Origin of the sequence: Hydrogenophaga sp. 2FB (assembly GCF_005503365.1) — a bacterium.
GTDB lineage: Bacteria > Pseudomonadota > Gammaproteobacteria > Burkholderiales > Burkholderiaceae_C > Hydrogenophaga.
On sequence record NZ_SCML01000039.1, the window covers coordinates 35546 to 58063 of the forward strand.

The window sequence follows — 22518 nt, forward strand, 5'->3', positions numbered from 1 at the left end:
GGATCTGGGGGGAGGACGGGTCCGCTGTGCTTATGTGGCGCTGCTGGCGATGAGCCGCTGGGCGTTGCGGGTTTGCACGGTGGCGTGCGCCGCGAGAAGGCGCTGCGCCTGCGTCAGGTGCAGACGCTCCACCATGCCGCCATCCAGGTTGATGGCGCCGGCATGGGCGTGCTCCGCCAGGTCGAAGGCCGCGACGATGCGCTGGGCACGCTCCACGGCCACGACCGAGGGCGAGAAGACGCGGTTGGCGACCGGAACCTGGCTGGGGTGGATCAAGGTCTTGCCATCGAACGCCATCCTGGCGGACTGCACGGCCTCGGCTTCGAAGCCGTGAAGATCGGAGAAGTCGTTCCAGACACCGTCAAGCACTCCCAGGCCGCCCTGCTTGGCGGCCAGCACGATGTTCATCAGCCAGGGCACAAGGTACTTGCGCTGCTCATCCCCGGACACGCCGGTCTCTTTCATGATGTCGTTGGTGCCGACGACCAGGCATCGCAGCCGCAGTGCGGTCTCGCGTCCTGCCGCGACGATGTCTCGCAGGTTGAGCAGACCGCCCCCGGTCTCGATCATGGCCCAGAGCTCCGTGTCGGCCGGTACGCCCTGGGTGCGGGCCAGCGCGGCGAAGTCGTGGAGATCCTCGGGCCGCGATACCTTGGGCAGCAACACCGCGTCCGGTCGGCACCGGGCGACGGTGTCCAGGTCGTGGGGCAGGTCCTCGCTGGCGCTTTCGTTGACGCGGATTACCGTCTGGTGGAGTCCGAAGCGGGCCTGGCCGAAGGCGTCCTGCAGCGCTGCGCGTGCCGGTGTCCGCATGCCGGGCGCGACCGCGTCTTCGAGGTCGAAGATCAGCACATCCGCATCAATGCCCCGCACCTTGTCCAGGGCGCGCCGGTTGCTGGCGGGAACATAAAGGGCGGAGCGTCGGGGGAAATCGGAGGGAAAGCTCATGGGGTTTTTTCGTCGAGCGGCGCGGTTTCGATCACGGCGTCGAGCGCAAAACCACCCTTTCCGGACTCGAGCACCACGAAGGGGTTGATGTCGATCTCGCTGACCCAGGCGCGGTTGCGGAACGCGAAGACCGAGAGCGTCGAGAGCACCCGGGCCAGCGTCTCGACGTCGGCGGGCGCTTCGCCGCGGGCACCGGCCAGGATCCCGGCGCCACGGATCTCCTTGATCATCGAACGGGCTTCGGCCATGCCGAAAGGGGCCATGCGCAGCGCCACGTCCTTCAAGACCTCGACGTACACCCCCCCCAGGCCGAAGAGCACCATGGGTCCGAACACCGGGTCGCGGTAGGCGCCGCAGATGGTCTCGATGCCGCGCTCGGCCATCGGCGCGACGAGAATGCCACGCAACACGGCGTCGGGTCGGGCCTGTCGCACACGCTCGAGCATGGCGGTGGCGGCTTCGCTGGCCCGAGCCGGCGAGTCGACGTTCAGCACCACGCCCTTCACCTCGGTCTTGTGCTGGATGTGCGGAGAGACGATCTTGAGCACCACCGGCCTCCCCAGGTCCGCGACCGCCGCGTGGACCGCATCGGCCGAAACCGCCAGCACCTCAGGGAGCACCGGAATGCCGGCAGCGGCGAGCACACGTTTCGCGGCGTGCTCATCGGAGACATCCGGATGCGGCACATCTGGAGCGCCCGACGTCTCGCTGGCCATCTCGGCTTCACGCGCGGGGTGCTCAAGCCGGACATCCGCGAACGATTGTTCGAGGCGGGACAATGCCCCAAGCGCCCGTATGGCACGGTTGGGATCTTCGTACACCAGAAAGCCCCTGCGCTCGAACTCGCGAACGGTTTCCGCGGGCGCCAGGAAGGACAGAACGAACAGCACGTTGGGGTAGCGGTCCTGGATGCCTTCGAATGTCTGCAAGAGCCAATCCGCGGCGGTTTTTGCCGCTGGCGCGCTCGTGAAGAAGCAGAGCAATGCGCCGAACTGCCCCTCGGACAGCACGACCTCCAGACATTGCCCCAGCAGGCTGCGCTCATTGGTCAGTTGCGCCGTGAGATCGATGGGATTGGATGCGCCGGCAAACGGAATGAAACCCCGTATCCGTTCCTGGGCCGCGGTGGCCAACAAGGGCACGTCGATGCCCGCGGCTTCCGCCGCGTCGGCCATCTGCACGCCGACGCCACCCGAGACCGTGAGAATGCCCAGCTGGTTGTTGGTGAAACGGGCCCGGGCCAGACAGGCGTAGGCCACGTCCAGCATCTCGTCAATGCTGTCCGCGCGATGAACACCGAACTGCTTCATCACCGCGTCGTAAACGGCGTCTTCCCCTGCGAGCGCACCGGTGTGCGATGCGGCGGCCCGTGCGCCGCTTTGGGATCGGCCGACCTTGAGGACGATGACGGGTTTCCCGCGGGCACGCGCCTCTTTCAGGGCCGCGACGAAACCAGGCCCGTTGCGCACCGCCTCCGCATAGACGGCGATCACCCGAACCTGTGGCGAGCAGGCGAGCCAATGGAGGCATTCGGAGAGTTCCAGGTCCACCTCGTTGCCGGTGGTGATCCAGTAGCCGATGCCGATGTTCCGCTGGCGGCACAGATAGGCCAGATGCCCGCCGCAGGCACCGCTTTGGCTCACGATGGCCAGCGGTCCGGGGCTCATCAGGCCCGAGGAAAAAGCTTGTGTGAAGGTGCCGTAGAAACCGATGTGCGCATTGAAGGCGCCCAGGCAGTTGGGACCCAGCACACGCATGCCGTAGCGCTTCGAAATGCCTGCGACGGTGGACTGCAGCGCTTGACCGGCTTCGCCGGCCTCGCCGAAGCCGGCCGAGAAGACGATGGCGGTTTTCACGCCGTGAATGCCGCAGTCCTCAAGCGCCTGCACCGCGAGGTTCGCCGGCAGGGCAATGATGGCAAGGTCGATGGACCCCGGTACCTCGCGCACATGGGGGTAAGAGGGAAATCCCTGCACCGATTCGCGGTTCGGGTTGACGGCGTAGACCTGGCCCGCGAATTCCGATTGGCGCAGGTATTTCAACGGTCGACCGCCGATGCGCGACGGGTCCTCGGAGGCTCCGATCACGACAATGGAGCGGGGCTCGAGCAGTGCCGCGATGCTGGACAAATGGGATGTCTGCTGCGGCGAATGCGCCATCTCGGTGTCCTTGCGCATTCAGTCCACCTTGGCACCAGAGGACTTGACGACGGGCGCCCAGCGTTTCAGATCGTCCGCGATGCGCGCCGCGAACGGCGCGGGGCCGGCATAGGCAATGGTGTTTCCGCGCGCGTCGAAGAAGGCCACGCTGTCGGGTTGGGCCATTACTTTTTCCAGGCTCTTGCTGAGCCGATCCACGACCTGGGGTGGCGTTCCAGCGGGCGCCACGATGCCCACCCAACCCACCACGGCATAGCCGGGCACGGTTTCCGCCACCGTCGGTATCTCGGGTGCCATTCGATCGCGCGTCTTGCCGGTGGTGGCGAGAGCCCGGAGCTTGCCTGCCCGGATGTGGGCCATCGAGTTGGGCAGTACATCGAACATGAAAGGCACGGTGCCGGCCAACACATCGATCAGGGCGGGCGCGCTGCCTTTGTAGGGCACGTGGGTGAACTTCGCCCCGGTCATGGTGGCCAGCATTTCCGTGGAAAGGTGGTTCGATGTGCCGTTGCCGGCGGAGCCATAGTTGATGGCGCCCGGGTTGCGCTTCGCTGCGCTGATGAGATCCTGCAGGTTCTTGTAAGGCGCCTGCGCATTGACCACAAGGACGTTCGAGTATTCGGTCAACTGCGCAACAGGGCTGAAGTCCTTGACCGGGTCGTAGCCGGCATGGGCGTAAATCAGCGGCGTGAGGGTGTGCGTGCCCGTGTGGGCGAGGCCGATCGTGTAGCCATCCTTGGGCGCGCGCGCAACCCGTTGCATGCCGATGGAGCCTCCCGCGCCGGCGACATTGACGACCACGACGGGTTGGCCCAGCTCGGCGCCCAGCCGCTGTGCCAGGAACCTGCTGACGTCGTCGGTAGGGCCTCCAGCAGGAAAGGGCGTGATGAGTTCAACAGGTCGGGTGGGCCATGGCTGCGCTTGCGCCATGGCGGCGTGCGCGAGGACCGTGAGCAGCAGCGCGGCTGTGGCGTGAATCCCGCGGATCGTGGATAGCTTTCGCATGGGTTTCCTCTGTGGGTTGCAATGCCGACCAGCAGGGCGTGGGCCACCTGTTGGGACCGGAGTGAACGACACATTGTGTGGAGCGCCAGCAAAAAAGGGATCACGGATGTGATCGATGATCGTTCTGGAAAAACGGGCTGGCTCCAGAAGAGCCAGCCCGTTTGCTTTGTACGTTCGGTTGCGCGACTGTTGCGCGGGCTTTTCTTCTACTGCGCCACGAAGCCCGACTCTTTGATGATCGGCCCCCAGGTGTCCGTGGTGTGCTTCACCCGCGATGCCAGGTCCTTGTCATCGCCATAGGTGGATTCAAGCCCCAGGCCGATCAGTGCCTGGCGGAACGGTGCGGCGTTGGTGACGGCGCGAACCACCTCGCGGTACTGTGCAAGCACGTCCGCCGATGTGCCGGCGGGTGCGAAGAGGCCCATGAAGGTGCGCTCTTCAAGTCCTGGCAATCCACCCTCGGTGAATGTCGGGATCTCGGGGAACTGCGCCAGACGCTGTTGCCCCGAGATGGCAATGATCCGCATCGCACCCGACTTGTGGTGTGGAATGAACTCGCTCACGCCCGTCAACCCGACAAGAATCTGCCCTCCCAGCAAATCGGCCACGAGTGGCGCACCGCCGCGGTACGGGACCGAGTTGGCGCTGAGCCCGAACGTCTTGCCGATCCGGCCGACCGTGAAATCGGGTTGGCTGGCGGGCGCGGGCACGCCCACATTGAAGGCGCCCTTTTGCTGTCGCGCCCAGGCCACCAGTTCCTGGAGATTGTTCGCCTTGATGCTGGGGTGAACGGCCAGTGCGATGGGCAGCGTGGTGACCGTGGCGACCGGCACCAGATCCTTCGCAACGACATAACCAGGGTTCTTGACTGTCATCGGAATGATGGACACCGCATGCTCGTTGGAGAGCATCAGGGTGCGGCCGTCGTTCGGCGCCAGCGCCAAGGTCTGCATCGCGATCTGCCCGCCCGCGCCGGGACGGTTTTCCACCACCACCGAGCGGTTGAGGAGAGGCTGCATTCCCGCGGCCAGATTGCGCGCCACGGAGTCCACGTTGCCCCCCGGCGGAAAGCCCACCAGTATCCTGACCGGTGCTCCCGAGGTCTGCGCCATCGCGGTTCCGGCGAGGACCATGGAGCCCAATACGGCCAGCCCTGCAACGAGGGATTGGCGCTTCCAGTTTTTCGTCGTCATGATCAATCTCCTGTGTTCAATCGGTGGGGAATCCGTCCGCAAGCCCTCTGTCCCAGACCAGGATGAGCTTGCCGATGTGTTGCGATGACTCCATGCGGCTGTGCGCATGGGCCACGTCGTCCATGGTGTGAACCGAATCGATCACGGGCGCTGGCAGGCGCCCGGACTCGAACAGCGGCCACACCTGGCTCAGCAGTTCCGCGGCCATCTGCGCTTTGCTCTCGTCGCTGCGGGACCGCAGCAACGAGCCGGTCAAGACGGCCCGCTTGCGCATCAGGTCGAACAACCGGATGGAGGCCTCGGGCCCACCCTGAAAGGCAATCTGGAGGATGCGTCCGTCCATGGCCAGGCAGTCCAGGTTGCGCGCGACGTACGTGCCGCCCACCATGTCGAGCACCACGTCCACGCCTTTGTTGCCCGTCAGGGCCAGCACGCGTTCGACGAAATCGACGCGCGTGTAGTTGATGCCCTCGGCGCCCCAGCGTTCGACGGCCTCGCGCTTCTTCTCATTGCCCACCGTGGCCATCACCCGATGGCCGAAGGCGCGCGCCAGTGCGATGGTGAAAGCACCGATGCCACTGGAACCACCGTGGACCAGCACGCTTTCACCGGCGGACAGCCGCCCCGCCTGGAACAGGTTGCTCCACACCGTCATGGCCGCCTCGGGAAGCGCGGCGGCCTGCACATGGTTCAGCCCATGCGGAAGCGGCAGGCAATGCGCAGCGGGCACGCAAACCTGTTCCGCATAGCCCCCACCGGGCGTCAAGGCGCACACGGGCGCACCGGGCATGGGCGACACCACCCCTTCGCCCACCGCGTCGACGACACCACTGACCTCCAGCCCGAGAACCGTCGACGCCTGCGGTGGCGCCGGGTACGTTCCCTGGCGTTGCGCCACGTCGGCGCGGTTGACGCCGACGGCATGAACCTGGATCCGGACCTCACCGGGTTGGGGCTGCGGCACGGGAGCCTGCGCGCACCTGAGCACATCGGGTGGCCCGAAACGATCGAACTGGATCTGTCTCATGGACTCAGGCGCTGACGGCACGGGACGCGGCATCGACCTGGATGCCATGGAAGCCGTAGGTATCGGTGTCGCGGTCGCGTTCAAACTGGTTGAGCCACAGCCGCATGAGCCAACGCTTTTGTTCGGGCGAATCCCAATCGGTAAACCCGGTTCTGGAGTGGAGCGTCACATGGTTGTTCAGCCACTGGATGTCACCGGGCTGGAAGGACATCGGGAGGAGCAACTCCTGAGATTGCGCGTAGGTGTCCACCAGTTCCAGCAGGCGCCGGTGCGCATCGGTCAGCGCAGGCGCGCCGTCGTAACGCTGTGCGGACTCGATGAAGTTGCGCAGGTACATGATGGAGAGCTTCCCGCCCGTCCACCCCGCGATCGATGTCACCCAATAGGGCTCGCCCGTGACCGCATTGCGCTCGCCCCGGTGGTCGAACCACAGCGGCTGGTACAGCAATTCGATCAGGTCCGGGTGGTCGCGCAGCAGCCGGTTGTAGATGCTGGTGGAGCTGACGACCAGACTGGCCCCGCCCTCCCGCGCGGTTCGTACGCACATGAGTCCGACGATGTCGGCGCCGTCCACGTGGAAGGGCGCGGCATGGTTGGTGTGATAGAAGCGCGAGTTGGCGTTGGTCTGGGGGTCCGTGCTGGTCGTGTCGGTCACGTGCCCGAAAAGTTCGCCGCGCGCATTCTGTACGACAGGCTGGCCCAGGTGGCGGCCCAGGCCCCAGTAGGCCAGGCTGCGTTCTTCGATCGTCCACTCGTGAACCGGCAGGCCGCTCCACAACTCGAAGCCGCGCCCGTCCTCCAGCTCCACCGCCAGACGGCGGATGCGGGCCTTCAGTGTGCGCAGAGGGAAATGCGCGGCCGTGATCTGCTCCAGGGGCAAGCCCGTGGCGGCAGCCACCTGCACGGCACTGCGTATTTCATCGATTTCCTCGGGGGTGAGCGTGTAGCGCCAACGTGTGTCGCGCTCCATCTGATCGCGCGTCCATGCACTGGGTCCCTCGAAGGGCGCCCGCAAAATATCGGCCATGTCGAAACTCCTCTGTGAAAAAATCAGTCGCCCGTGGTCCCGGCCATCGCCAGCACGCGGCCTCGGTTGAACAGTCCATCGGGGTCCAATGCGGCCTTGATCCGGCGCATGGTGTCCATCTCTGCGCGCGGCAAAGCATCCGCGAGCGCTGTCCGCTTGGACAAGCCAATGCCGTGTTCGGCGGAGATCGAACCCTGGGTGTTGGCAACAGCGCCGTACACCAGCCGTTCCACCGGCTCGACGAGTTCGTTCGCACAAGCCACCAGCAAGTGCAGATTGCCGTCGCCGAGGTGGCCGTAGGTCATCTTCCGCAAGCCCGGCTGGATGTCATGAAGGCCCGCTTCGATGACGTCCAGCACCTGCGCCAGGCGACTCGTGGGAATGCTGATGTCGAATGACAGGTAGTCGCCCAGCGTGCGTGCCACTTCGCCAGAGGCATCGCGCACGCTCCAGATCTCGGCGGCCTCCTTGAGCGATTGCGCGACCACCACGTGGTCCGTGCCGAGGTCCTCCGACATGCGTGCCAGTGCGTCTTCGATGCGCGCCCGGTCGCGGTCCGCATCGCAGTCGAAACACGACACCTCCAGGACCACCACGAACTCCGCGTCGCCATTGAAAGGGTCGCGGCCGATGCCCAAGGTCCGGGTGACAAAGCCATGGAAATCGCGCCACATGACCTCGAACGAGGTGAGCGCCGGGCCGAAGCTGCGCCGGGCGGCAACGAGGGCTTCAAGTACCTGCTCCAGGCGCGCCAACCCCAGCGCCACGGTGACGCGCTCTCGGGGCAAGGGCTGCAGCCGCAAGACGGCGCGTGTGACGATGCCAAGCGTGCCTTCCGAGCCAATGAAGAGGTGCTTGAGGTCGTAGCCTGCGTTGTCCTTGACGACGCGACTCAACCTGGAAATGGCGGTGCCGTCGGCCAGGACAACTTCCAGGCCCAGGACCTGGGCGCGCGTCATGCCGTATTGAAGGACCCGATTGCCGCCGGCATTGGTCGCGATGTTGCCGCCAATGAGGCAACTGCCGCGGCTGCCGAGATCCACCGGATAGAACAGGCCATGCCGCTCGGCCTCCTCTTGTACCGCCTGCAGGGTCACGCCGGCCTGCACGGTCATGGTTCCGCCGATGACGTCCACGTCCTCGATGCGGCGCAGAAGTTCCGTTGACACCACCACCTCGCCCGCAAGCGGCGCGCCCCCGCCCACCAACCCGCTCATGCCACCCTGAGCCACCATGGGGATCTGAAGCTTGCTCAAGCGCCGCACCACCTCGACCAGCGCTCGCGGGGTGCGAGGTCGAACGACAGGCGCCGGAACGCCATGGTCATCGCCCCAGTCGCGGCAGTACCGGGGTCCGGCTTCGCCGCTGGCCAGGAGGGACACTTCATCGGACAAATCCACCAAGGCATCGTTGACCACCCGGTCCAGCGGTGTGCCTTCTGGATGAGGCTCGCTATCGGGCTTGGTGTCATTATTGTCGGACAAAATTGCTTTATTCATGGGGTTCAAGGCCTTAATATGGCTTTATTGTCCTACAAGTTATGCGGCGTCAACTAGGCGTTAACCCCGATAACCCATGAAAACCGTGCAACCTTCGCCGGCGGCGTATGGAGTCGCACATTTCTTGTCCGACAATGGATCAACTGCCCCGACCCGCCCACATGACAACATCCTCACAAGACACACTGGTTCCCTTCTACAAGCCGGCAGCCCTGGAAGAAGGCCCGAGCGGCAGCGTGGCCGACTACGTGCTCCACGAGATGGCGCGCCGCATCGTGGACGGCGAGTACCGCCCCGGCCAGCGCCTGGTCGAGGCCGAACTCACGCAAGACCTGGGGGTGAGCCGCAGCTCGGTGCGCGAGGCGCTGCGCCGCCTGGAGATCAACCGTTTCGTCCGCATCGAACCCAACCGGGGTGCGACGGTGGCGACACCGAATCGGGACGAGATCGTGGCCCAGTTCCGCATCCGGGAGGTGCTGTGCGGCCTGGGCGCCAGAGCCGCCGCCGAACGGGTGCACCTGCCCGGCAACAAAGCCATCATGCAAAGCCTTCTCGACGAGATCGAGGTGCAACGCGCGCTAGGCTCCGAGAAGAACCACCGCCGCGACAACGGCCGCTTCCACCGCGCCATCAACGAAATGTCCGGGATCGCGGAAATCGGCGAACTGCTGGACCAGTCCAACTTTCCCATCCTGCACACGATCTACTTCAGGGACCTGAGCCATGCGCACTGGGAGCGCAACATGTCCGACCACCTGGACATCGCGCGCGCGGTGTTCAATGGCGACCCGGTTGCCGCAGAGCACTTTGCCAAGCAGCACATGCATCGGATGGTGGACATCGCGGTCGCGATCGCGACCCAGCTGCAGCAGGAGTCGCGCACCACGGCCGTCGCGCGGCGTTCTCAGTCTCGCCGCAAGAGCGCACCCGATGCCAGCGCTTAAGTCGCCTGCGGGCGCGGCGCACCGGGATCGGTACGGTCCTGCGCAGGCCGCCGCATCGCCTGCTCCGAACACGCGGTGAAGCTGTCGATCAGCCCCTTGCGCGGCGACGCGCGCAGCCACAACAAGCCCAGCGCGCGCCGGGACCTCGCCTGTGGCAGTGGCAGGCGAACCAGCGCCTTGCCGTCGAGCAGGGGCGAATCGATATCGGGTACCAGGGCCACGCCCATGTCACGTTCCACCATCATGGACACGGCCAGCAACGAGTTGAGCTCGAACCTTTCCTGCGGCACGATGCCGGCGTCGCGCAGGTATTCATCGGCCAGCTTGCCGCCGCCCAGCGTGCGGTCATAGCGAATCAATGGCTGCTCGCGCAGCAGCTGCAAGGGGTCGATATGGCCCAAGCGGCTGGGCACGAGCAGCACCAGAGGCTCCTGGCGCAGCAGCTTCCAGCCCAGCGTCTTGGGCAGGTCGAACGCGGGCTTCAACGTCAGCGCGGTGTCGATGCTGCCGTCGACGACCAGGTCGTACAGCTGCGTGGCGACGCCGGAGCGGATCGACACGCGCGTGTTCGGGTGCCGGCCGGTGAACACCTGCAGGATGTCGGGCAGGGCGCTGTGCAACACCGTGGCGATGGTGCCCACGTGCAGTTCGTGCTGCAACTCGTTGCCGTGCACCCAGCTGCGCAGGCGCGCGGTGTCGCGCACGATGGACTCGGCGCGCTCGACCAGGCGGTAGCCGGCTTCGGTGGGGCGCACGGTTCGGCCCACCCGCAGCAACAACGGCGTTCCGAGTTCGGCCTGGAGCACGCGCATCTGCTGGGCGACCGCCGTGGGGCTCAGATCGAGCTGGCGCGCGGCTTCGGACATGGAGCCCTTTTGGGCGACGAGGAGGAAGGTGTGCAGGAAGTTGGTGTCCACACCACGCATTTTGTTCTTTGTGAACGAAGCTGAAAGCGGTTTTTTATGCGGTCTGAAACGCACACACTGCGCGCACCCCAACGGAGACACCACCATGCACCTGCCCATCCATTCCCTGAACCGCCGCCACATCCTCGGCCTGTCCGCCGCATCCGCTCTGGGCGCGCTGCCCACGTGGGCCGTGGCGCAGGACAACAACAAGCTGGTGCGCATCGTCGTGCCCTTCGCGCCCGGCGGCGGCAACGACGTGTTGGGCCGGCAGATGGCCACGGGCCTCACGGCCGCCTTCGGCCGCAGTTACATCGTGGAGAACAAGGCAGGCGCCGGCGGCAACATCGGCACCGAATTCGTCGTGCGGGCCCCGGCCGATGGCGCCACGCTGCTGCTGGGCCACACGGGCACCATCTCGATCAACCCCGCGCTCTACAAGGGGCTCAAGTTCGACGTGCAGAAAGACCTGACCCCGGTGGCCATGTTCGCCAGTTCGGCGCTGCTGCTGGCCGTGGCGGAGAGCTCGCCGATCAAGTCGATGGCCGACCTGGTCGAGGCCATCCGCAAGGCCGACGGCAGCTTCAACTACGCCTCCAGCGGCGCGGGCACGGGCGGCCATCTCACGGCCGAGATGCTGGCGCACCTGCTCGGCACGAAGATGACCCACATCGCGTACAAGGGCACCGCGCCCGCACTGACCGACCTGATGGGCGGCCAGGTCCAGATGATGTTCAGCGTGATCCCGCCGGCCCAGGCCCAGGTCGCCAACGGCAAGCTGCGCGCGCTGGCCGTCACCAGCGCCAAGCGGTTGGCGAACCTGCCCAACGTGCCCACGGTGGCCGAATCGGGCGTGAAAGCGCTGGCCGGTTTCGAGAGCACGCTGACCTATGGGCTGCTCGCGCCGCGCGCCACACCGGCACCGGTGATTGCCGCGCTCGGCAAGCAGATCCTGCAGGTGGCGGGCACGGAGGCCTTCCAGTCCAAACTGGGCGTGGAAGGCGCCGAACCGTTGCTGGGCGATGCCGCGCAGTACGCCGCGCTGATCAAGAAGGAATCGACCAAGTGGGCCGCTGTCGTCAAGGCCTCGGGCGCCAGCGTCTGACCATCGCCATGCAATGGGGCCGCCGCGCATCATGAACGTTTTCGGGAACTACCTTCTGCCGCGCGATGCGGGCACGCTGTTCGATGATGCCGCGCTGTGCCGTGCGATGCTGGACTTCGAATCGGCACTGGCCACGGCACAGGTGCACGAACAGGTGATTCCGGCTCCGGCCGGCCACGCCATCGCAGCCGCCTGTGCCAGCCTGCAGCTGGACCCGGCCGAGCTGGTCGAGGCGGGTCGTCACAGCGGCGCCATGGCCATTCCGCTGGTGACGGCCATCGCCCGCGCGCTGCAGAACACGGCGCCCGACGCCGTGTGCCACCTGCACTACGGCGCCACCACGCAGGACGTGGTCGACACCGCTCAGGTGCTGATGACGCAGCACGCCTGCACGCGCCTGCTGGCCGAGCTGGACGCGTGCATCGCCCTGCTGTTGCCCATGGCGCAGCAGCATCGGGACACGCCGATGCTGGCGCGCACGCTGATGCAGCCGGCGCAGGTGACCAGCTGGGGCCTCAAGTGCGCGCAGTGGGCGCAGCCGCTGCGGCGCAGCCGGGAACAGTTGCACGCGCTGTCGAAGCACGCGCTGGTGCTGCAACTGGGCGGCGCGGTGGGCAACCGGTCGACCCTGGGCGAGGCGGGCGACCGCATCGCCGCACGCATGGCCGAGCAACTGCAACTGGGCTGCACCGACAGCAGCTGGCACACCCAGCGCGACGCGTGGATGCGGCTGGGCATGGAAGTCGCCGTGCTGGCCGGTTCGCTCTCGAAGATCGCCCGCGACCTGGCGCTGCTGTCGCAGGCCGAGGTGGGTGAGGTGTTTGCGCAAGATGCGCAACGCGGCGGCTCCAGCGCCATGCCGCACAAGCGCAACCCGGTGGCCTGCATGCAGGCCGTGGCGGCCGGCATCCAGGTGCCGCATCTGGCGGCCACCTTGCTGTCGACCATGGCCCAGGCGCATGAACGCGCCCTGGGTGAATGGCAGGCCGAGGTCGCGGTATGGCCCCAACTGTGGGTGCAGGCCTTTGCGGCCACCAGTGCGATCCGCAGTGCGCTGGCGGGCCTGCACGTGGACACCGCCCGCATGGCGCACAACATTCACCAGTTGCAGGGCGTGGTCTATTCCGAACCCATCGCGCATGCGCTCGCGCCACGGCTGGGCAAACCGCAGGCCTCGGCATTGGTGCGCGCGCTGGGTGCCAAGGCCTTGCAGAACCATACCCCGCTGATCGAGCTGGTGCTGGCCGATGAGGCACTGGCCGGGCTCTCGCCCATGCAGCGCGACGCGCTGCATGCCCTGTGCCATTTGCAGGCGGCCGCGGCGCCGTCGGCACGCATGTGCGACAAGCTGCTGCAACACTGAACCCACCTCCCCATGTCACACGCACTCTCCTATACGTTGCAGCCGGGCGGCGACGGCCCGCTGCTGGTGCTGAGCCATGCGCTCGGCATGAAACAGCAGGACTGGGCGCCGCTGCTGGCAGAACTCCGGGGCAGGTACCGCGTCCTGACGTTCGACCACCTCGGCCACGGGCAGTCGCGCGTGTTGCCTGGCCCGTACGACATGGGCTTGCTGATCGAGCAAGCGGCGGCCCTGCTGCGCAGCGTGGCGCGCGAGCCCGTGGTCTGGGTGGGGCTGTCGATGGGCGGCATGGTCGGCCAGGGCTTGGCCATCCGCCACCCGGAACTGCTGCGCGGCCTGGTGGTGGCCAGCAGCACGGCGTTCTACCCGGAGGCCGGTCGCGCCAACTGGGACGCCCGCATCGCCAGCGTGGAACGCGAGGGCATGGCGTCGATTGCCGATGCCGTCATGGCCCGCTACTTTCATGACGGCTTTCGCGCCGCGCAGCCGGCTGAGGTGCAAGCCGCTCGCGACACGCTGCTGGCCACCGACGCCGCAGGCTACGTGGCCAGTTGCCACGCGGTGCGCCATGTGGACTGGCGTGCCGGGCTGCCCGGCATCACCTGCCCCACGCTGGTGATCGCCGGCGCGCTGGACGTTGGTGCGCCGCCCGCCATGTCAGAGGCGATCGCCGATGCCATCCCTGGCGCGCAACTGGCCGTGATCGAGCAGGCATCGCACATCAGCGCCATCGAGCAGCCTCGTGAATTTGCGCGGCTGCTGGAGGCGTTCGTGTCCGAGCGCATGGTGGAGGGGGAGGGCGCATTCCATGGCGCATCCAGCCCGTCACCCGACTACGAGCGCGGCCTGCTGCAGCGCCGCCGCATCCTGGGTGACGCGTGGGTCGACCGATCGCTTGCCCAGCGCACCAGCTTCAACGCCGAGTTCCAGGACCTCATCACGCGCCACGCCTGGAACGACATCTGGGGTCGTCCGAGCCTGGGCGACCGCACGCGCCGTTTCATGGTGCTGTCGCTGATGCTCGGCCTGAAGGCCTGGGAAGAATTTGCCCTGCACGTGCGTGCCGCCCTTGACGCCACGGATGCATCGCGCCTGTCACCCGACGACATCAAGGAAGCCATCCTGATGGCGGCTGTCTACTGCGGCGTGCCCGCGGCCAACCATGCGTTTGCGGTGGCGGGCGCCATCCTGAAGGAGCGGGGCCTGGTGCCGCCGCTGGGGTTCAAGGCGGGTAACGGCACGTCCTGACGCGTCACCCCGCCCATGCGCGCACCTTGCCGGTGATGAAGTCGATCAGCGTTCTCGTGGCCAGCGTCTGGTAGCGGTTCGGCATGCGCAGCAGGAACATGCGCGTGCCGAAGATGCTCAGGCGCCACTCGTTCAGCGCGGTGACCGCCAGCCCTTGCGCCACGTCGTCGGCCATCACGTAGTCGGGCACCAGCCCCACGCCCAGACCCGCCAGGATGGCCTCTCGCAGAAACTGGAAATTCTCGGAAGCCAGGGTGGGGTGCAGCGTCACTTCGCGGCGCAGCGCATCCTGGTAGGCGGACACCCGGAGCTCCCGGCCCGTGACGGCCGAGGTGATCAAGGGAACGTGCGCGAGCGCCTCCGGCTCGGTGGGCATCGCGTGTTCGCGCGCATGATCCACCGACGCACAGACCATGTAGCGCACCTGCGTGAGTTCCGTGGCCACCATGTGCGGTGGCGGCTCGGTCATGACACGAACGACGACGTCGATTTCTTCGCGCAGCAAATCGTCAACGCGGTTGTCGAACAGGACCTCCAGTGAAATGCCGGGGTACTGGCGCTTGAAGTCGATCAGCCAACCCGACATCACCATGTGCCCGAAGCCGGTGGGCAGGCTGAGCCGGACCGAGCCATGCAGACCCTTGCCCAGGGTCGAGGCCGATTCGCGCGCGGCGAGCACCTCGTCCCGGATGACGCGGCCGTGCCGGTAGAGCGCCTCGCCCGCTTCCGTGAGCGCCACGCGGCGCGTCGTGCGCCGCATCAGTTGTAGCCCCACGGACTTCTCCAGCTGGTTCAGGTGGTAGCTGATGTTGGCGCGGGTGACCTTGAGGTGCCGGGCGGCGGCGCTCAGATTGCCGGCGTCCACGATGTCGACGAAAAGCGCGAGTGCGTTGGAGTCCATGGGCTTATTGTCAAAAATGACTTGACTGAATGTCAAGTGGTGTTGTGATTGTCAAATTGAGCATGAAAAAGAACAATACGGCCGATTTGCAGGAAACACCATGGCCATCGATCAAGAAACCTTCCAACTGCTCAAGACCAGCGTTCAACGCTTCGTCCAGGAGCGCTTGGTGCCCGCTGAAGACCACGTCGAAGAGCACGACGAGGTGCCCGCGGACATCGTGCAGGACATGAAAGAACTGGGGCTCTTTGGCCTCTCGATCCCCGAGGCGTTCGGTGGCATCGGGCTGAGCCTGGAGCAGGAGTGCGAAGTGGCGTGCGAGCTGGCCAAGACCGCACTGGCGTTTCGCTCGGTGGTCGGTACCAACATCGGCATTGGTTCGCAGGGCATCCTGATGGATGGCACGGCGCAGCAGAAGGCCGAGTTTCTGCCACGCATCGCGAGCGGCGACCTGATCGTCTCGTTCGCCCTCACGGAGCCCAACGCGGGATCGGACGCCGCGTCCATCAGCACCAAGGGCGTGCGCGATGGCGATGACTACCTGCTCAGCGGCACCAAGCGCTTCATCACCAACGCCACGCGCGCCGGCGCTTTCACCTTGATGGCGCGCACCGAAGGCGCGGGCTCCGCGGGCATCACGGCCTTCGTGGTGCCGGCCGGCTTGCCCGGGCTGAGCCTGGGCAAGCCCGATCGAAAAATGGGCCAGCGCGGCACCAAGACCTGCGATGTCCACCTCGACAACGTGCGCGTGCCCGCCGCCAACATCATCGGCGGCGTGCCGGGCAAGGGCTTCAAAACCGCGATGAAAGTGCTGAGCCGGGGCCGCCTGCACGTTGCCGCACTGGCGTGCGGAATGGCCCATCGCATCCTTCAGGAAAGCGTGGCCTACGCGCAGGAGCGCAAACAGTTTGGCCAGCGCATCGGCGACTTTCAACTCGTGCAGGCCATGTTGGCCGACAGCCAGGCGGAATTGCTGGCGGCGACGGCCTTGGTGCTCTCCACGGCAAGACGCTATGACGCCAGCCCCCTGGGGGCATCAGATCCCGAGATCGGCATGCAGGCATCGTGCGCCAAGATGTTCTGCACCGAAATGGTGGGCCGGGTGGCAGACCGCGGTGTGCAGATCCATGGCGGCTCCGGCTACATGAACGACTACAAGGTCGAGCGCTTCTACCGCGACGTGCGCCTGTTGCGCCTCTATGAAGGCACCACCCAGATCCAGCAACTCGTGATCGGCAAGCACCTGATGAAGGCGTCCTGACGTCCTGGTCAGGCGGTCTGGCCCGACATCATGTCGGCCAGCGCGGCCCTCAACCACGCGTTGCCCGCGTCGGCGTGAAACCGCTCGTGCCAATGCTGCTTGACCGCGTACGAAGGCAAGGGAACGGGCGGTGCGAGCATCTGGATGTCTTCTTGCGCGCACAGGGCTTCCCCCAGTTTTCTCGGGACAAGCACCAGCAGTTCCGTGTCGGCCACGAGCCGCCCGACACCGAGAAACGTCGGGATGCGCAGCGCGATGTGCCGCTCGATCTTTTTGCGCTGCAGCGCCTTGTCCACAATGGCGTGCCCGGTCCCGGACGTGGTGACGGCAATGTGTTGCTCGGCGGTAAAAGCCTGGCGGCTGATGCTGCCTCTCACGCGCGGATGCCGGTGCGACGCGAGCACCACGAAGTCCTGCTTGAACAACACCTGCTGGTAGAAGCCGGCTTCCAGCAGCGGGAGAAATCCGATGGCGAGATCGTTCTCGCCGGACTCGAGCTTGCGCACGGTATCGCCGCTCGACCGCTGCGCCTCGATCTGGATGCCCGGCGCGTGCTGCTTGAGGTGGTTCATCAGCCGCGGCAACACCACGATCTCGCTGATGTCCGTCATGCTGATGCAGAAGCTGCGTTGGGCCGTCGCGGGATCGAAGGCACCTTGTTGACCCGTCGTGTGCTCGATGTGCTGGATCGCCTTGCTCACTTCGGGGTAGATGGCGAGCGCGAAAGCGGTGGGCTCCATGCCGGCGGATGTGCGTGAGAACAGGCGGTCGCCGTAGAACCGCCTGAGCTTGTTCAACGCCACGCTCGCGTTCGATTGCGGCAAGTCCAGGCGCTCCGCGGCGCGCGACACGCTTTGCAGGCGGTAGATCTCCACAAAGATGCGCAACCATTCGATATCGAGTTTGGCCATCAATTATCAAAAAACGTCATATGGTCAATCATCCTACGACGATTTACGAAATAGTCATCCGTCGTCAGACTCCGGGTGACAGCGCCATGCCGGGCGTGACCGATGGAGTTGAGCCGCGATGCAGTTTCATTTGAATGGTTTCAAGGCGGGTGACCCGCACGTCTCGGAAGCGTCCCCGCTGGCCCCTGTGCACACGGACGTGGTGCCGACGGACGTCGACGTGCTGATCGTGGGCTGCGGGCCCGCCGGGTTGACCTTGGCCGCGCAGTTGGCGGCTTTCGCGGACATCCGCACCTGCATCGTGGAGCAGAAAGTCGGTCCGCTGCAGCTCGGGCAGGCCGATGGCATCGCCTGCCGCACCATGGAGATGTTCGAGGCGTTCAACTTCAGCGAACGGGTGCTGAAGGAAGCCTGCTGGATCAGCGAAGTGACGTTCTGGAAACCGGACGCTGCGGACGCCACGCAGATCGTTCGGCACGGCCGCGTGCAGGACACCGAAGACGGCCTGTCCGAGTTCCCTCACGTCATCCTGAACCAGGCGCGGGTGCATGACTTCTATCTGGAACTCATGCGCCACTCGCCGAGTCGGCTGCAGCCCCACTATGCGCGCCGCGTTCTGGACGTATCGCGGGACACCGATGCCGTCGATGGTCCGGTCACCGTGCGCCTGGAGCGCACCGACGCCGCGCATGCGGGGCAGGTCGAGGTGGTGAAGGCGCGCTACGTGGTGGGTTGCGACGGCGCGCGCAGCGCCGTTCGCAAGGCCATGGGCTTGCAGCTCAAGGGCGATTCGGCCAACCAGGCCTGGGGCGTGATGGACGTGCTGGCCGTCACGGACTTCCCGGACATTCGCCACAAGGCCGCCATTCAGTCCCAGAGTGGCAACCTGCTGCTGATCCCGCGCGAGGGCGGCTACCTGGCCCGCTTCTATGTCGAGATGGACAAGCTCGGCGATGCGGAGAGGGTGTCGGAGCGCGGCATCACGGTCGAGAAGCTGATCGGCGTGGCGCAGCGAGCGCTTCATCCTTACTCACTGGACGTCAAGGACGTGCCCTGGTGGTCGGTTTACGAAATTGGCCAACGGATCTGTGACACGTACGACGACGCCATGTCGCCTGCCGGCGGCGCGCGACCGCCACGGGTGTTCATCGCCGGCGATGCCTGCCACACCCACAGCCCGAAGGCCGGCCAGGGCATGAACTTTTCCATGCAGGACACCTTCAACCTCGGGTGGAAACTGGCGGCGGTGCTGCGAAAGCAATGCCCACCCGACCTGCTGCGGACCTACAGCGAAGAACGCCAAGTGGTGGCGCAGGAATTGATCGACTTCGATCGCGAGTGGGCGCAGATGTTCAGCGACCGCCCCAGGCAGGGCGGCGGCGGGGGCGTCGATCCCGTGGCGTTTCAGCGCTACTTTGAGCGCCATGGCCGCTTCACCGCAGGCGTGGAAACGCGTTACCGCCCCTCATCCATTTGCGGCGAGCCCACCCACCAGCACCTGGCCGCCGGTTTCGAAATCGGCACCCGGTTCCACTCCGCCCCGGTGGTCCGTGTGTCCGACGCGAAGCCGATGCACCTGGGGCATGTGGGCAAGGCGGATGGGCGCTGGCGCCTGTACCTCTTTGCGGGGGCGGACGACGCGGCAAATGCGCAGGTTGGCGTGCATGCGCTGTGCAGGTTCCTGAGCGAAGCGCAGGACTCGCCGCTGCGTCGATTCACCGCGCGAGGCCAGGACATCGACGCGGTGTTCGATGTGCGCGCGGTCTTTCAGCAGGCGCACCACGCCTTGGCGACGGAAGGCCTGCCGATGCTGCTGAGGCCGCCCAAAGGCCGGCACCAGCTGCACGACCACGAGAAGGTTTTTTCGGCACCCTTGAAAACCGGCGCCGACATCTTCGATGTGCGCGGCATTGACCGGACCCGTGGCGCGGTGGTGGTGGTGCGGCCCGATCAATACGTCGCGCACGTGCTGCCGCTGGATGCCCATCGGGCCCTTGCCGACTTTTTTGCGCGGTTCATGCTGCCGCAATAAGGGCGACCGCCCGGTCCGATTCCCGTATCATTTCCAGAACACCCGCAGCCCAACGTTGCGGGTTTTTTTCTTGGAGGTGGCCCACATGAGCAAGGCATTCACGCGCGAGAGCGACGCGGACGAGGACGACGGCGACGACGTGCCCGCCGCCGCGAGCGTGCCAGGGGGCAAGAACTACATCACCCGCGCGGGCTACGAGCGCCTGCGCAGCGAGCTGTTCGGGTTGATCGACGACGAGCGCCCCAAGATCGTCGACATCGTGCACTGGGCCGCCAGCAACGGCGATCGCTCCGAAAACGGCGACTACCTCTACGGCAAGAAGCGGCTGCGCGAGATCGACCGCCGCATCCGTTTCCTTACGCGGCGTCTGGAAATCGCCGAGGTCGTGGATGCCTCGCTGCACGAGGGCGGCGACCAGGTGTTTTTTGGCGCCACCGTCACCTATGCCGACAACGATGGGGTCGAAACCACGGTCACGATTCTGGGTGTGGATGAGGCCGACAGCGCGCAGGCGCAGATCAGCTGGGTGTCGCCGGTGGCGCGCGCGCTGCTCAAGGCCCGCGTGGGCGATGTGGTGCGCCTCATGCTGCCGGGCGGCGTGCAGGAACTCGAGGTCTTGTCGGTGCGGTACCCGGCGCCTGACGTCAGCGCCTGAGCTTCAGGGCTTGTAGCGCTGTGCCTTGATCACCGAGGTGGTGCGCTTGAGGCTGCGCAGCACGTCCGCCAGGTGCTGACGGTCGCGCACGGCCACCAGAAAGCGAATGTCCGTCGCGGTCTGGGCCGGCTCGTCGCCCATGTCCACATGGCCAATGTCCGCCTCGGCCGCGGCGATGCTGGCCGCCACGCGGGCGAGCACGCCCTTGCCGTTGGTGACCGTGACGATCACCGTGGTGTCGAACGGGCGCACCGGCTCGTCGGCCCACTCGACTTCCAGAAACCGTTCGCTGTCGCGCAGCAGCAGCCGTTTGCCGGTCGGGCAATCGTCCGCGTGCACCACCAGGCCTTCGCCGCGTCCGAGGTAGCCGACGATGCGGTCACCGGGGATCGGTTTGCAGCACGGCGCGTACTGCACCGACGCACCTTCACTGCCGTCGAGCGTGACCACGCCTTGCGACACCGATTCCTCGCGGCCACTGGCATAACGCTCGGTGCTGATGAGCAGGGCATCGGGTTTGAGACCGGTTTCGGCCAACAGCACGGCCAGCTTCTTGCCCACCATGTTGGCGATGCGCTTGCCCATGCCGATATCGGACAGCAGTTCTTCGCGCGACTTGTTGCCGGTGAAGCGCAGCAACTTTTCCCAGGACGCCTGGTACGCGCCGTCTTCCGCGGGCAGTGAGGCAATGCCCTCCGAGCGCAGCGCCTGGCTGAGCATGCGCTCACCCAGCTCGTGCGACTTCTCCTGGGCGACCGATTTCAGGTGGTGCCGGATCTTGGACCGTGCCCGCCCGGTCTTGACGAACGAAAGCCAGCTCGGATTGGGCTCGGCCTTTTCGGCCGTGACGATCTCGACCACGTCGCCATTGGCCAGCTCGGTGCGCAGAGGGCGCTGCTCGCCATTGATGCGGGCCGAGACCGTGTGGTTGCCCACATCGCTGTGGATCGCATAGGCGAAGTCCATCACCGTGGCGCCACGTGGCAGCGCCATGATCTTGCTCTTGGGCGTGAACACGTAAACCGCATCCGGGAAGAGATCGATCTTGATGTGGTCCCAGAACTCGGCCGCGTCGTGCGTTTCCTGCTGAATGTCCAGCAAGGATTGCAGCCACTGCGTGCCCAGCCGCTGCGACATGTCGCTGTTGGGCTCGCTGGCCTTGTACAGCCAGTGCGCGGCCACACCGGACTCGGCCACGACGTCCATGGCGTGCGTGCGAAGCTGGAACTCGATGTTCGTGCCAAACGGGCCGATCAGCGTGGTGTGCAGCGACTGGTAGCCGTTGACCTTCGGAATCGCCACGTAATCACGGAACTTGCCGGGCAGCGGCTTGTAGAGCTGGTGCAGCACGCCCAGCCCGGTGTAACAGTCGCTCAGCTCGGGCACGATGATGCGGAAACCGTAGATGTCGGTGACCTGCGAGAACGACAGGTGCTTGTTGTCCATCTTGCGGTAGACCGAATACAGCGTCTTCTCGCGGCCCATGATGCGCACGCCCATGCCGTGGCGCACGAAGTCCGCCTCGACCTCGCGCTGCACGCGCGCGATCAGGTCGCGCCGGCGGTTGCGCGACTTGTTCAGGGCCTTGGACAGCACCTCGTAGCGCCAGGGGTGCAGAAAGCGAAACGCCAGATCCTGCAGCTCGCGGTACGTGAAGTTCAGCCCCAGGCGGTGGGCAATGGGCGCGTAGATCTCCAGCGTTTCGCTGCTGATGCGACGCCACTTCGAGCGCGGCATGTCGCCCAGCGTGCGCATGTTGTGGGTGCGGTCGGCCAGCTTGATCAGGATGACGCGCACATCCTTGGCCATGGCCAGCAGCATCTTGCGAAACGATTCGGCCTGGTTCTGTTCGCGCGTGTCGAACTCCAGCTTTTCCAGCTTGGTCAGGCCATCCACCAGTTCGGCCACCGGAGAGCCGAAGCGCTCCACCAGCTCTTCCTTCGTGACGCCGCAGTCCTCGATGGCGTCGTGCATCAACGCCGCCATCAGCGCCTGCGCGTCGAGCTTCCATTCGGCGCACTGGGCGGCCACCGCAATCGGGTGCGTGATGTAGGGGTCGCCGTTCTTGCGCAACTGCCCCAGGTGCGCTTCGTCCGCGAACCGGTAAGCCTGGCGGATGCTTTCAATGTCGGCCGGGCCGAGGTAGTCGAGCTTGCCCAGCAGCGCCGCAAAGCTGGCCGCGGCGGCGCTCGCGGCCGGGTGTGCCTGCTGCGTAGCGGGTTTGAGGGTGCCGTGGTCGACCTCGGTAGTCATCCTGCTACTTTAGCGCGTGAGCGCATCCCCCGTTGAAAGCATGCACAAGCCCTGTGCGCGCGTGCCCGGGGGAGGGTTGGGC

The 22518-nt window shown here is 66.0% G+C and carries 18 protein-coding genes; 7 read left to right on the plus strand and 11 right to left on the minus strand.

What is annotated here, in order from left to right:
• Positions 1–30: 30 nt before the first annotated feature.
• From FFS09_RS20930 to FFS09_RS20960, 7 genes are all read right to left on the minus strand, one after another.
• The gene (locus tag FFS09_RS20930) at positions 31–948 is read right to left on the minus strand and encodes an HpcH/HpaI aldolase/citrate lyase family protein (protein WP_137920842.1); all 918 of its coding nucleotides are present in this window, start codon (positions 946–948) and stop codon (positions 31–33) included.
• Complete coding sequence (locus FFS09_RS20935) at positions 945–3125, minus strand: acetate--CoA ligase family protein (protein WP_212745133.1); 2181 nt, start codon at positions 3123–3125, stop codon at positions 945–947. The genes FFS09_RS20930 and FFS09_RS20935 overlap by 4 nt, the downstream gene beginning before the upstream one ends.
• Positions 3126–4112: a Bug family tripartite tricarboxylate transporter substrate binding protein gene (locus tag FFS09_RS20940; protein ID WP_137920843.1), complete on the minus strand. Its 987-nt coding sequence runs from the start codon at positions 4110–4112 to the stop codon at positions 3126–3128.
• A 206-nt stretch (positions 4113–4318) separates the two neighbouring features.
• The gene (locus FFS09_RS20945) at positions 4319–5305 is read right to left on the minus strand and encodes a tripartite tricarboxylate transporter substrate-binding protein (RefSeq protein WP_252374461.1); all 987 of its coding nucleotides are present in this window, start codon (positions 5303–5305) and stop codon (positions 4319–4321) included.
• 16 nt (positions 5306–5321) lie between these two features.
• Positions 5322–6332, minus strand: a complete 1011-nt coding sequence (locus tag FFS09_RS20950) for an NAD(P)H-quinone oxidoreductase (protein WP_137920845.1) — start codon at positions 6330–6332, stop codon at positions 5322–5324.
• Between the two features lie 4 nt (positions 6333–6336).
• The gene (locus FFS09_RS20955) at positions 6337–7359 is read right to left on the minus strand and encodes a TauD/TfdA family dioxygenase (protein WP_137920846.1); all 1023 of its coding nucleotides are present in this window, start codon (positions 7357–7359) and stop codon (positions 6337–6339) included.
• A gap of 23 nt (positions 7360–7382) precedes the next feature.
• Positions 7383–8858 carry an FAD-binding oxidoreductase gene (locus FFS09_RS20960; RefSeq protein WP_137920847.1) on the minus strand — a complete coding sequence of 492 codons (1476 nt, stop codon included), beginning with the start codon at positions 8856–8858 and terminating at the stop codon, positions 7383–7385.
• A 161-nt stretch (positions 8859–9019) separates the two neighbouring features.
• On the opposite strand from FFS09_RS20960, the gene FFS09_RS20965 reads away from it, so the two are divergent.
• Positions 9020–9802: a GntR family transcriptional regulator gene (locus FFS09_RS20965; protein ID WP_137920848.1), complete on the plus strand. Its 783-nt coding sequence runs from the start codon at positions 9020–9022 to the stop codon at positions 9800–9802.
• On the opposite strand, the gene FFS09_RS20970 is transcribed toward FFS09_RS20965, so the two are convergent.
• Positions 9799–10728, minus strand: coding sequence for a LysR family transcriptional regulator (locus tag FFS09_RS20970; protein ID WP_137920849.1), 930 nt, complete (start codon positions 10726–10728; stop codon positions 9799–9801). The genes FFS09_RS20965 and FFS09_RS20970 overlap by 4 nt on opposite strands.
• A gap of 85 nt (positions 10729–10813) precedes the next feature.
• On the opposite strand from FFS09_RS20970, the gene FFS09_RS20975 reads away from it, so the two are divergent.
• From FFS09_RS20975 to FFS09_RS31230, 3 genes are read left to right on the plus strand one after another with little or no spacing between them, the layout of a single operon-like run.
• A complete protein-coding gene (locus tag FFS09_RS20975; protein ID WP_137920850.1) occupies positions 10814–11812 on the plus strand; it encodes a Bug family tripartite tricarboxylate transporter substrate binding protein in 999 nt (332 codons plus the stop codon).
• Between the two features lie 31 nt (positions 11813–11843).
• Positions 11844–13175 carry a lyase family protein gene (locus FFS09_RS20980; RefSeq protein WP_171020122.1) on the plus strand — a complete coding sequence of 444 codons (1332 nt, stop codon included), beginning with the start codon at positions 11844–11846 and terminating at the stop codon, positions 13173–13175.
• A 12-nt stretch (positions 13176–13187) separates the two neighbouring features.
• The gene (locus FFS09_RS31230) at positions 13188–14423 is read left to right on the plus strand and encodes an alpha/beta fold hydrolase (RefSeq protein WP_171020123.1); all 1236 of its coding nucleotides are present in this window, start codon (positions 13188–13190) and stop codon (positions 14421–14423) included.
• 4 nt (positions 14424–14427) lie between these two features.
• Here the strand turns inward: FFS09_RS31230 and FFS09_RS20990 are convergent, their stop codons facing one another.
• Positions 14428–15324, minus strand: coding sequence for a LysR family transcriptional regulator (locus FFS09_RS20990; RefSeq protein WP_137920852.1), 897 nt, complete (start codon positions 15322–15324; stop codon positions 14428–14430).
• Positions 15325–15424: 100 nt separating this feature from the next.
• Here FFS09_RS20990 and FFS09_RS20995 point away from each other — a divergent pair, with 100 nt between their 5' ends.
• Positions 15425–16585, plus strand: a complete 1161-nt coding sequence (locus FFS09_RS20995; RefSeq protein WP_137920853.1) for an acyl-CoA dehydrogenase family protein — start codon at positions 15425–15427, stop codon at positions 16583–16585.
• Positions 16586–16593: 8 nt separating this feature from the next.
• Here FFS09_RS20995 and FFS09_RS21000 read toward each other — a convergent pair whose 3' ends face one another.
• Entirely contained in the window at positions 16594–17496 is a 903-nt protein-coding gene (locus tag FFS09_RS21000; protein WP_137920854.1) for a LysR family transcriptional regulator, read from the minus strand.
• 118 nt (positions 17497–17614) lie between these two features.
• Between FFS09_RS21000 and FFS09_RS21005 the strand changes: the two genes are divergently transcribed.
• Complete coding sequence (locus FFS09_RS21005) at positions 17615–19528, plus strand: FAD-binding monooxygenase (RefSeq protein ID WP_137920855.1); 1914 nt, start codon at positions 17615–17617, stop codon at positions 19526–19528.
• Positions 19529–19613: 85 nt separating this feature from the next.
• Complete coding sequence (greB, locus tag FFS09_RS21010) at positions 19614–20183, plus strand: transcription elongation factor GreB (protein ID WP_137920856.1); 570 nt, start codon at positions 19614–19616, stop codon at positions 20181–20183.
• 3 nt (positions 20184–20186) lie between these two features.
• Here the strand turns inward: greB and FFS09_RS21015 are convergent, their stop codons facing one another.
• A complete protein-coding gene (locus FFS09_RS21015; RefSeq protein ID WP_137920857.1) occupies positions 20187–22436 on the minus strand; it encodes a RelA/SpoT family protein in 2250 nt (749 codons plus the stop codon).
• Positions 22437–22518: the final 82 nt, after the last annotated feature.

What these genes read in the sequence shown, in the direction of transcription:
- FFS09_RS20930 (WP_137920842.1), bottom strand. Translation starts at nt 948, where the DNA reads ATGAGCTTTCCCTCCGATTTCCCCCGACGCTCCGCCCTTTATGTTCCC.
- FFS09_RS20935 (WP_212745133.1), bottom strand. Translation starts at nt 3,125, where the DNA reads ATGCGCAAGGACACCGAGATGGCGCATTCGCCGCAGCAGACATCCCAT.
- FFS09_RS20940 (WP_137920843.1), bottom strand. Translation starts at nt 4,112, where the DNA reads ATGCGAAAGCTATCCACGATCCGCGGGATTCACGCCACAGCCGCGCTG.
- FFS09_RS20945 (WP_252374461.1), bottom strand. Translation starts at nt 5,305, where the DNA reads ATGACGACGAAAAACTGGAAGCGCCAATCCCTCGTTGCAGGGCTGGCC.
- FFS09_RS20950 (WP_137920845.1), bottom strand. Translation starts at nt 6,332, where the DNA reads ATGAGACAGATCCAGTTCGATCGTTTCGGGCCACCCGATGTGCTCAGG.
- FFS09_RS20955 (WP_137920846.1), bottom strand. Translation starts at nt 7,359, where the DNA reads ATGGCCGATATTTTGCGGGCGCCCTTCGAGGGACCCAGTGCATGGACG.
- FFS09_RS20960 (WP_137920847.1), bottom strand. Translation starts at nt 8,858, where the DNA reads ATGAATAAAGCAATTTTGTCCGACAATAATGACACCAAGCCCGATAGC.
- FFS09_RS20965 (WP_137920848.1), top strand. Translation starts at nt 9,020, where the DNA reads ATGACAACATCCTCACAAGACACACTGGTTCCCTTCTACAAGCCGGCA.
- FFS09_RS20970 (WP_137920849.1), bottom strand. Translation starts at nt 10,728, where the DNA reads ATGCGTGGTGTGGACACCAACTTCCTGCACACCTTCCTCCTCGTCGCC.
- FFS09_RS20975 (WP_137920850.1), top strand. Translation starts at nt 10,814, where the DNA reads ATGCACCTGCCCATCCATTCCCTGAACCGCCGCCACATCCTCGGCCTG.
- FFS09_RS20980 (WP_171020122.1), top strand. Translation starts at nt 11,844, where the DNA reads ATGAACGTTTTCGGGAACTACCTTCTGCCGCGCGATGCGGGCACGCTG.
- FFS09_RS31230 (WP_171020123.1), top strand. Translation starts at nt 13,188, where the DNA reads ATGTCACACGCACTCTCCTATACGTTGCAGCCGGGCGGCGACGGCCCG.
- FFS09_RS20990 (WP_137920852.1), bottom strand. Translation starts at nt 15,324, where the DNA reads ATGGACTCCAACGCACTCGCGCTTTTCGTCGACATCGTGGACGCCGGC.
- FFS09_RS20995 (WP_137920853.1), top strand. Translation starts at nt 15,425, where the DNA reads ATGGCCATCGATCAAGAAACCTTCCAACTGCTCAAGACCAGCGTTCAA.
- FFS09_RS21000 (WP_137920854.1), bottom strand. Translation starts at nt 17,496, where the DNA reads ATGGCCAAACTCGATATCGAATGGTTGCGCATCTTTGTGGAGATCTAC.
- FFS09_RS21005 (WP_137920855.1), top strand. Translation starts at nt 17,615, where the DNA reads ATGCAGTTTCATTTGAATGGTTTCAAGGCGGGTGACCCGCACGTCTCG.
- greB (WP_137920856.1), top strand. Translation starts at nt 19,614, where the DNA reads ATGAGCAAGGCATTCACGCGCGAGAGCGACGCGGACGAGGACGACGGC.
- FFS09_RS21015 (WP_137920857.1), bottom strand. Translation starts at nt 22,436, where the DNA reads ATGACTACCGAGGTCGACCACGGCACCCTCAAACCCGCTACGCAGCAG.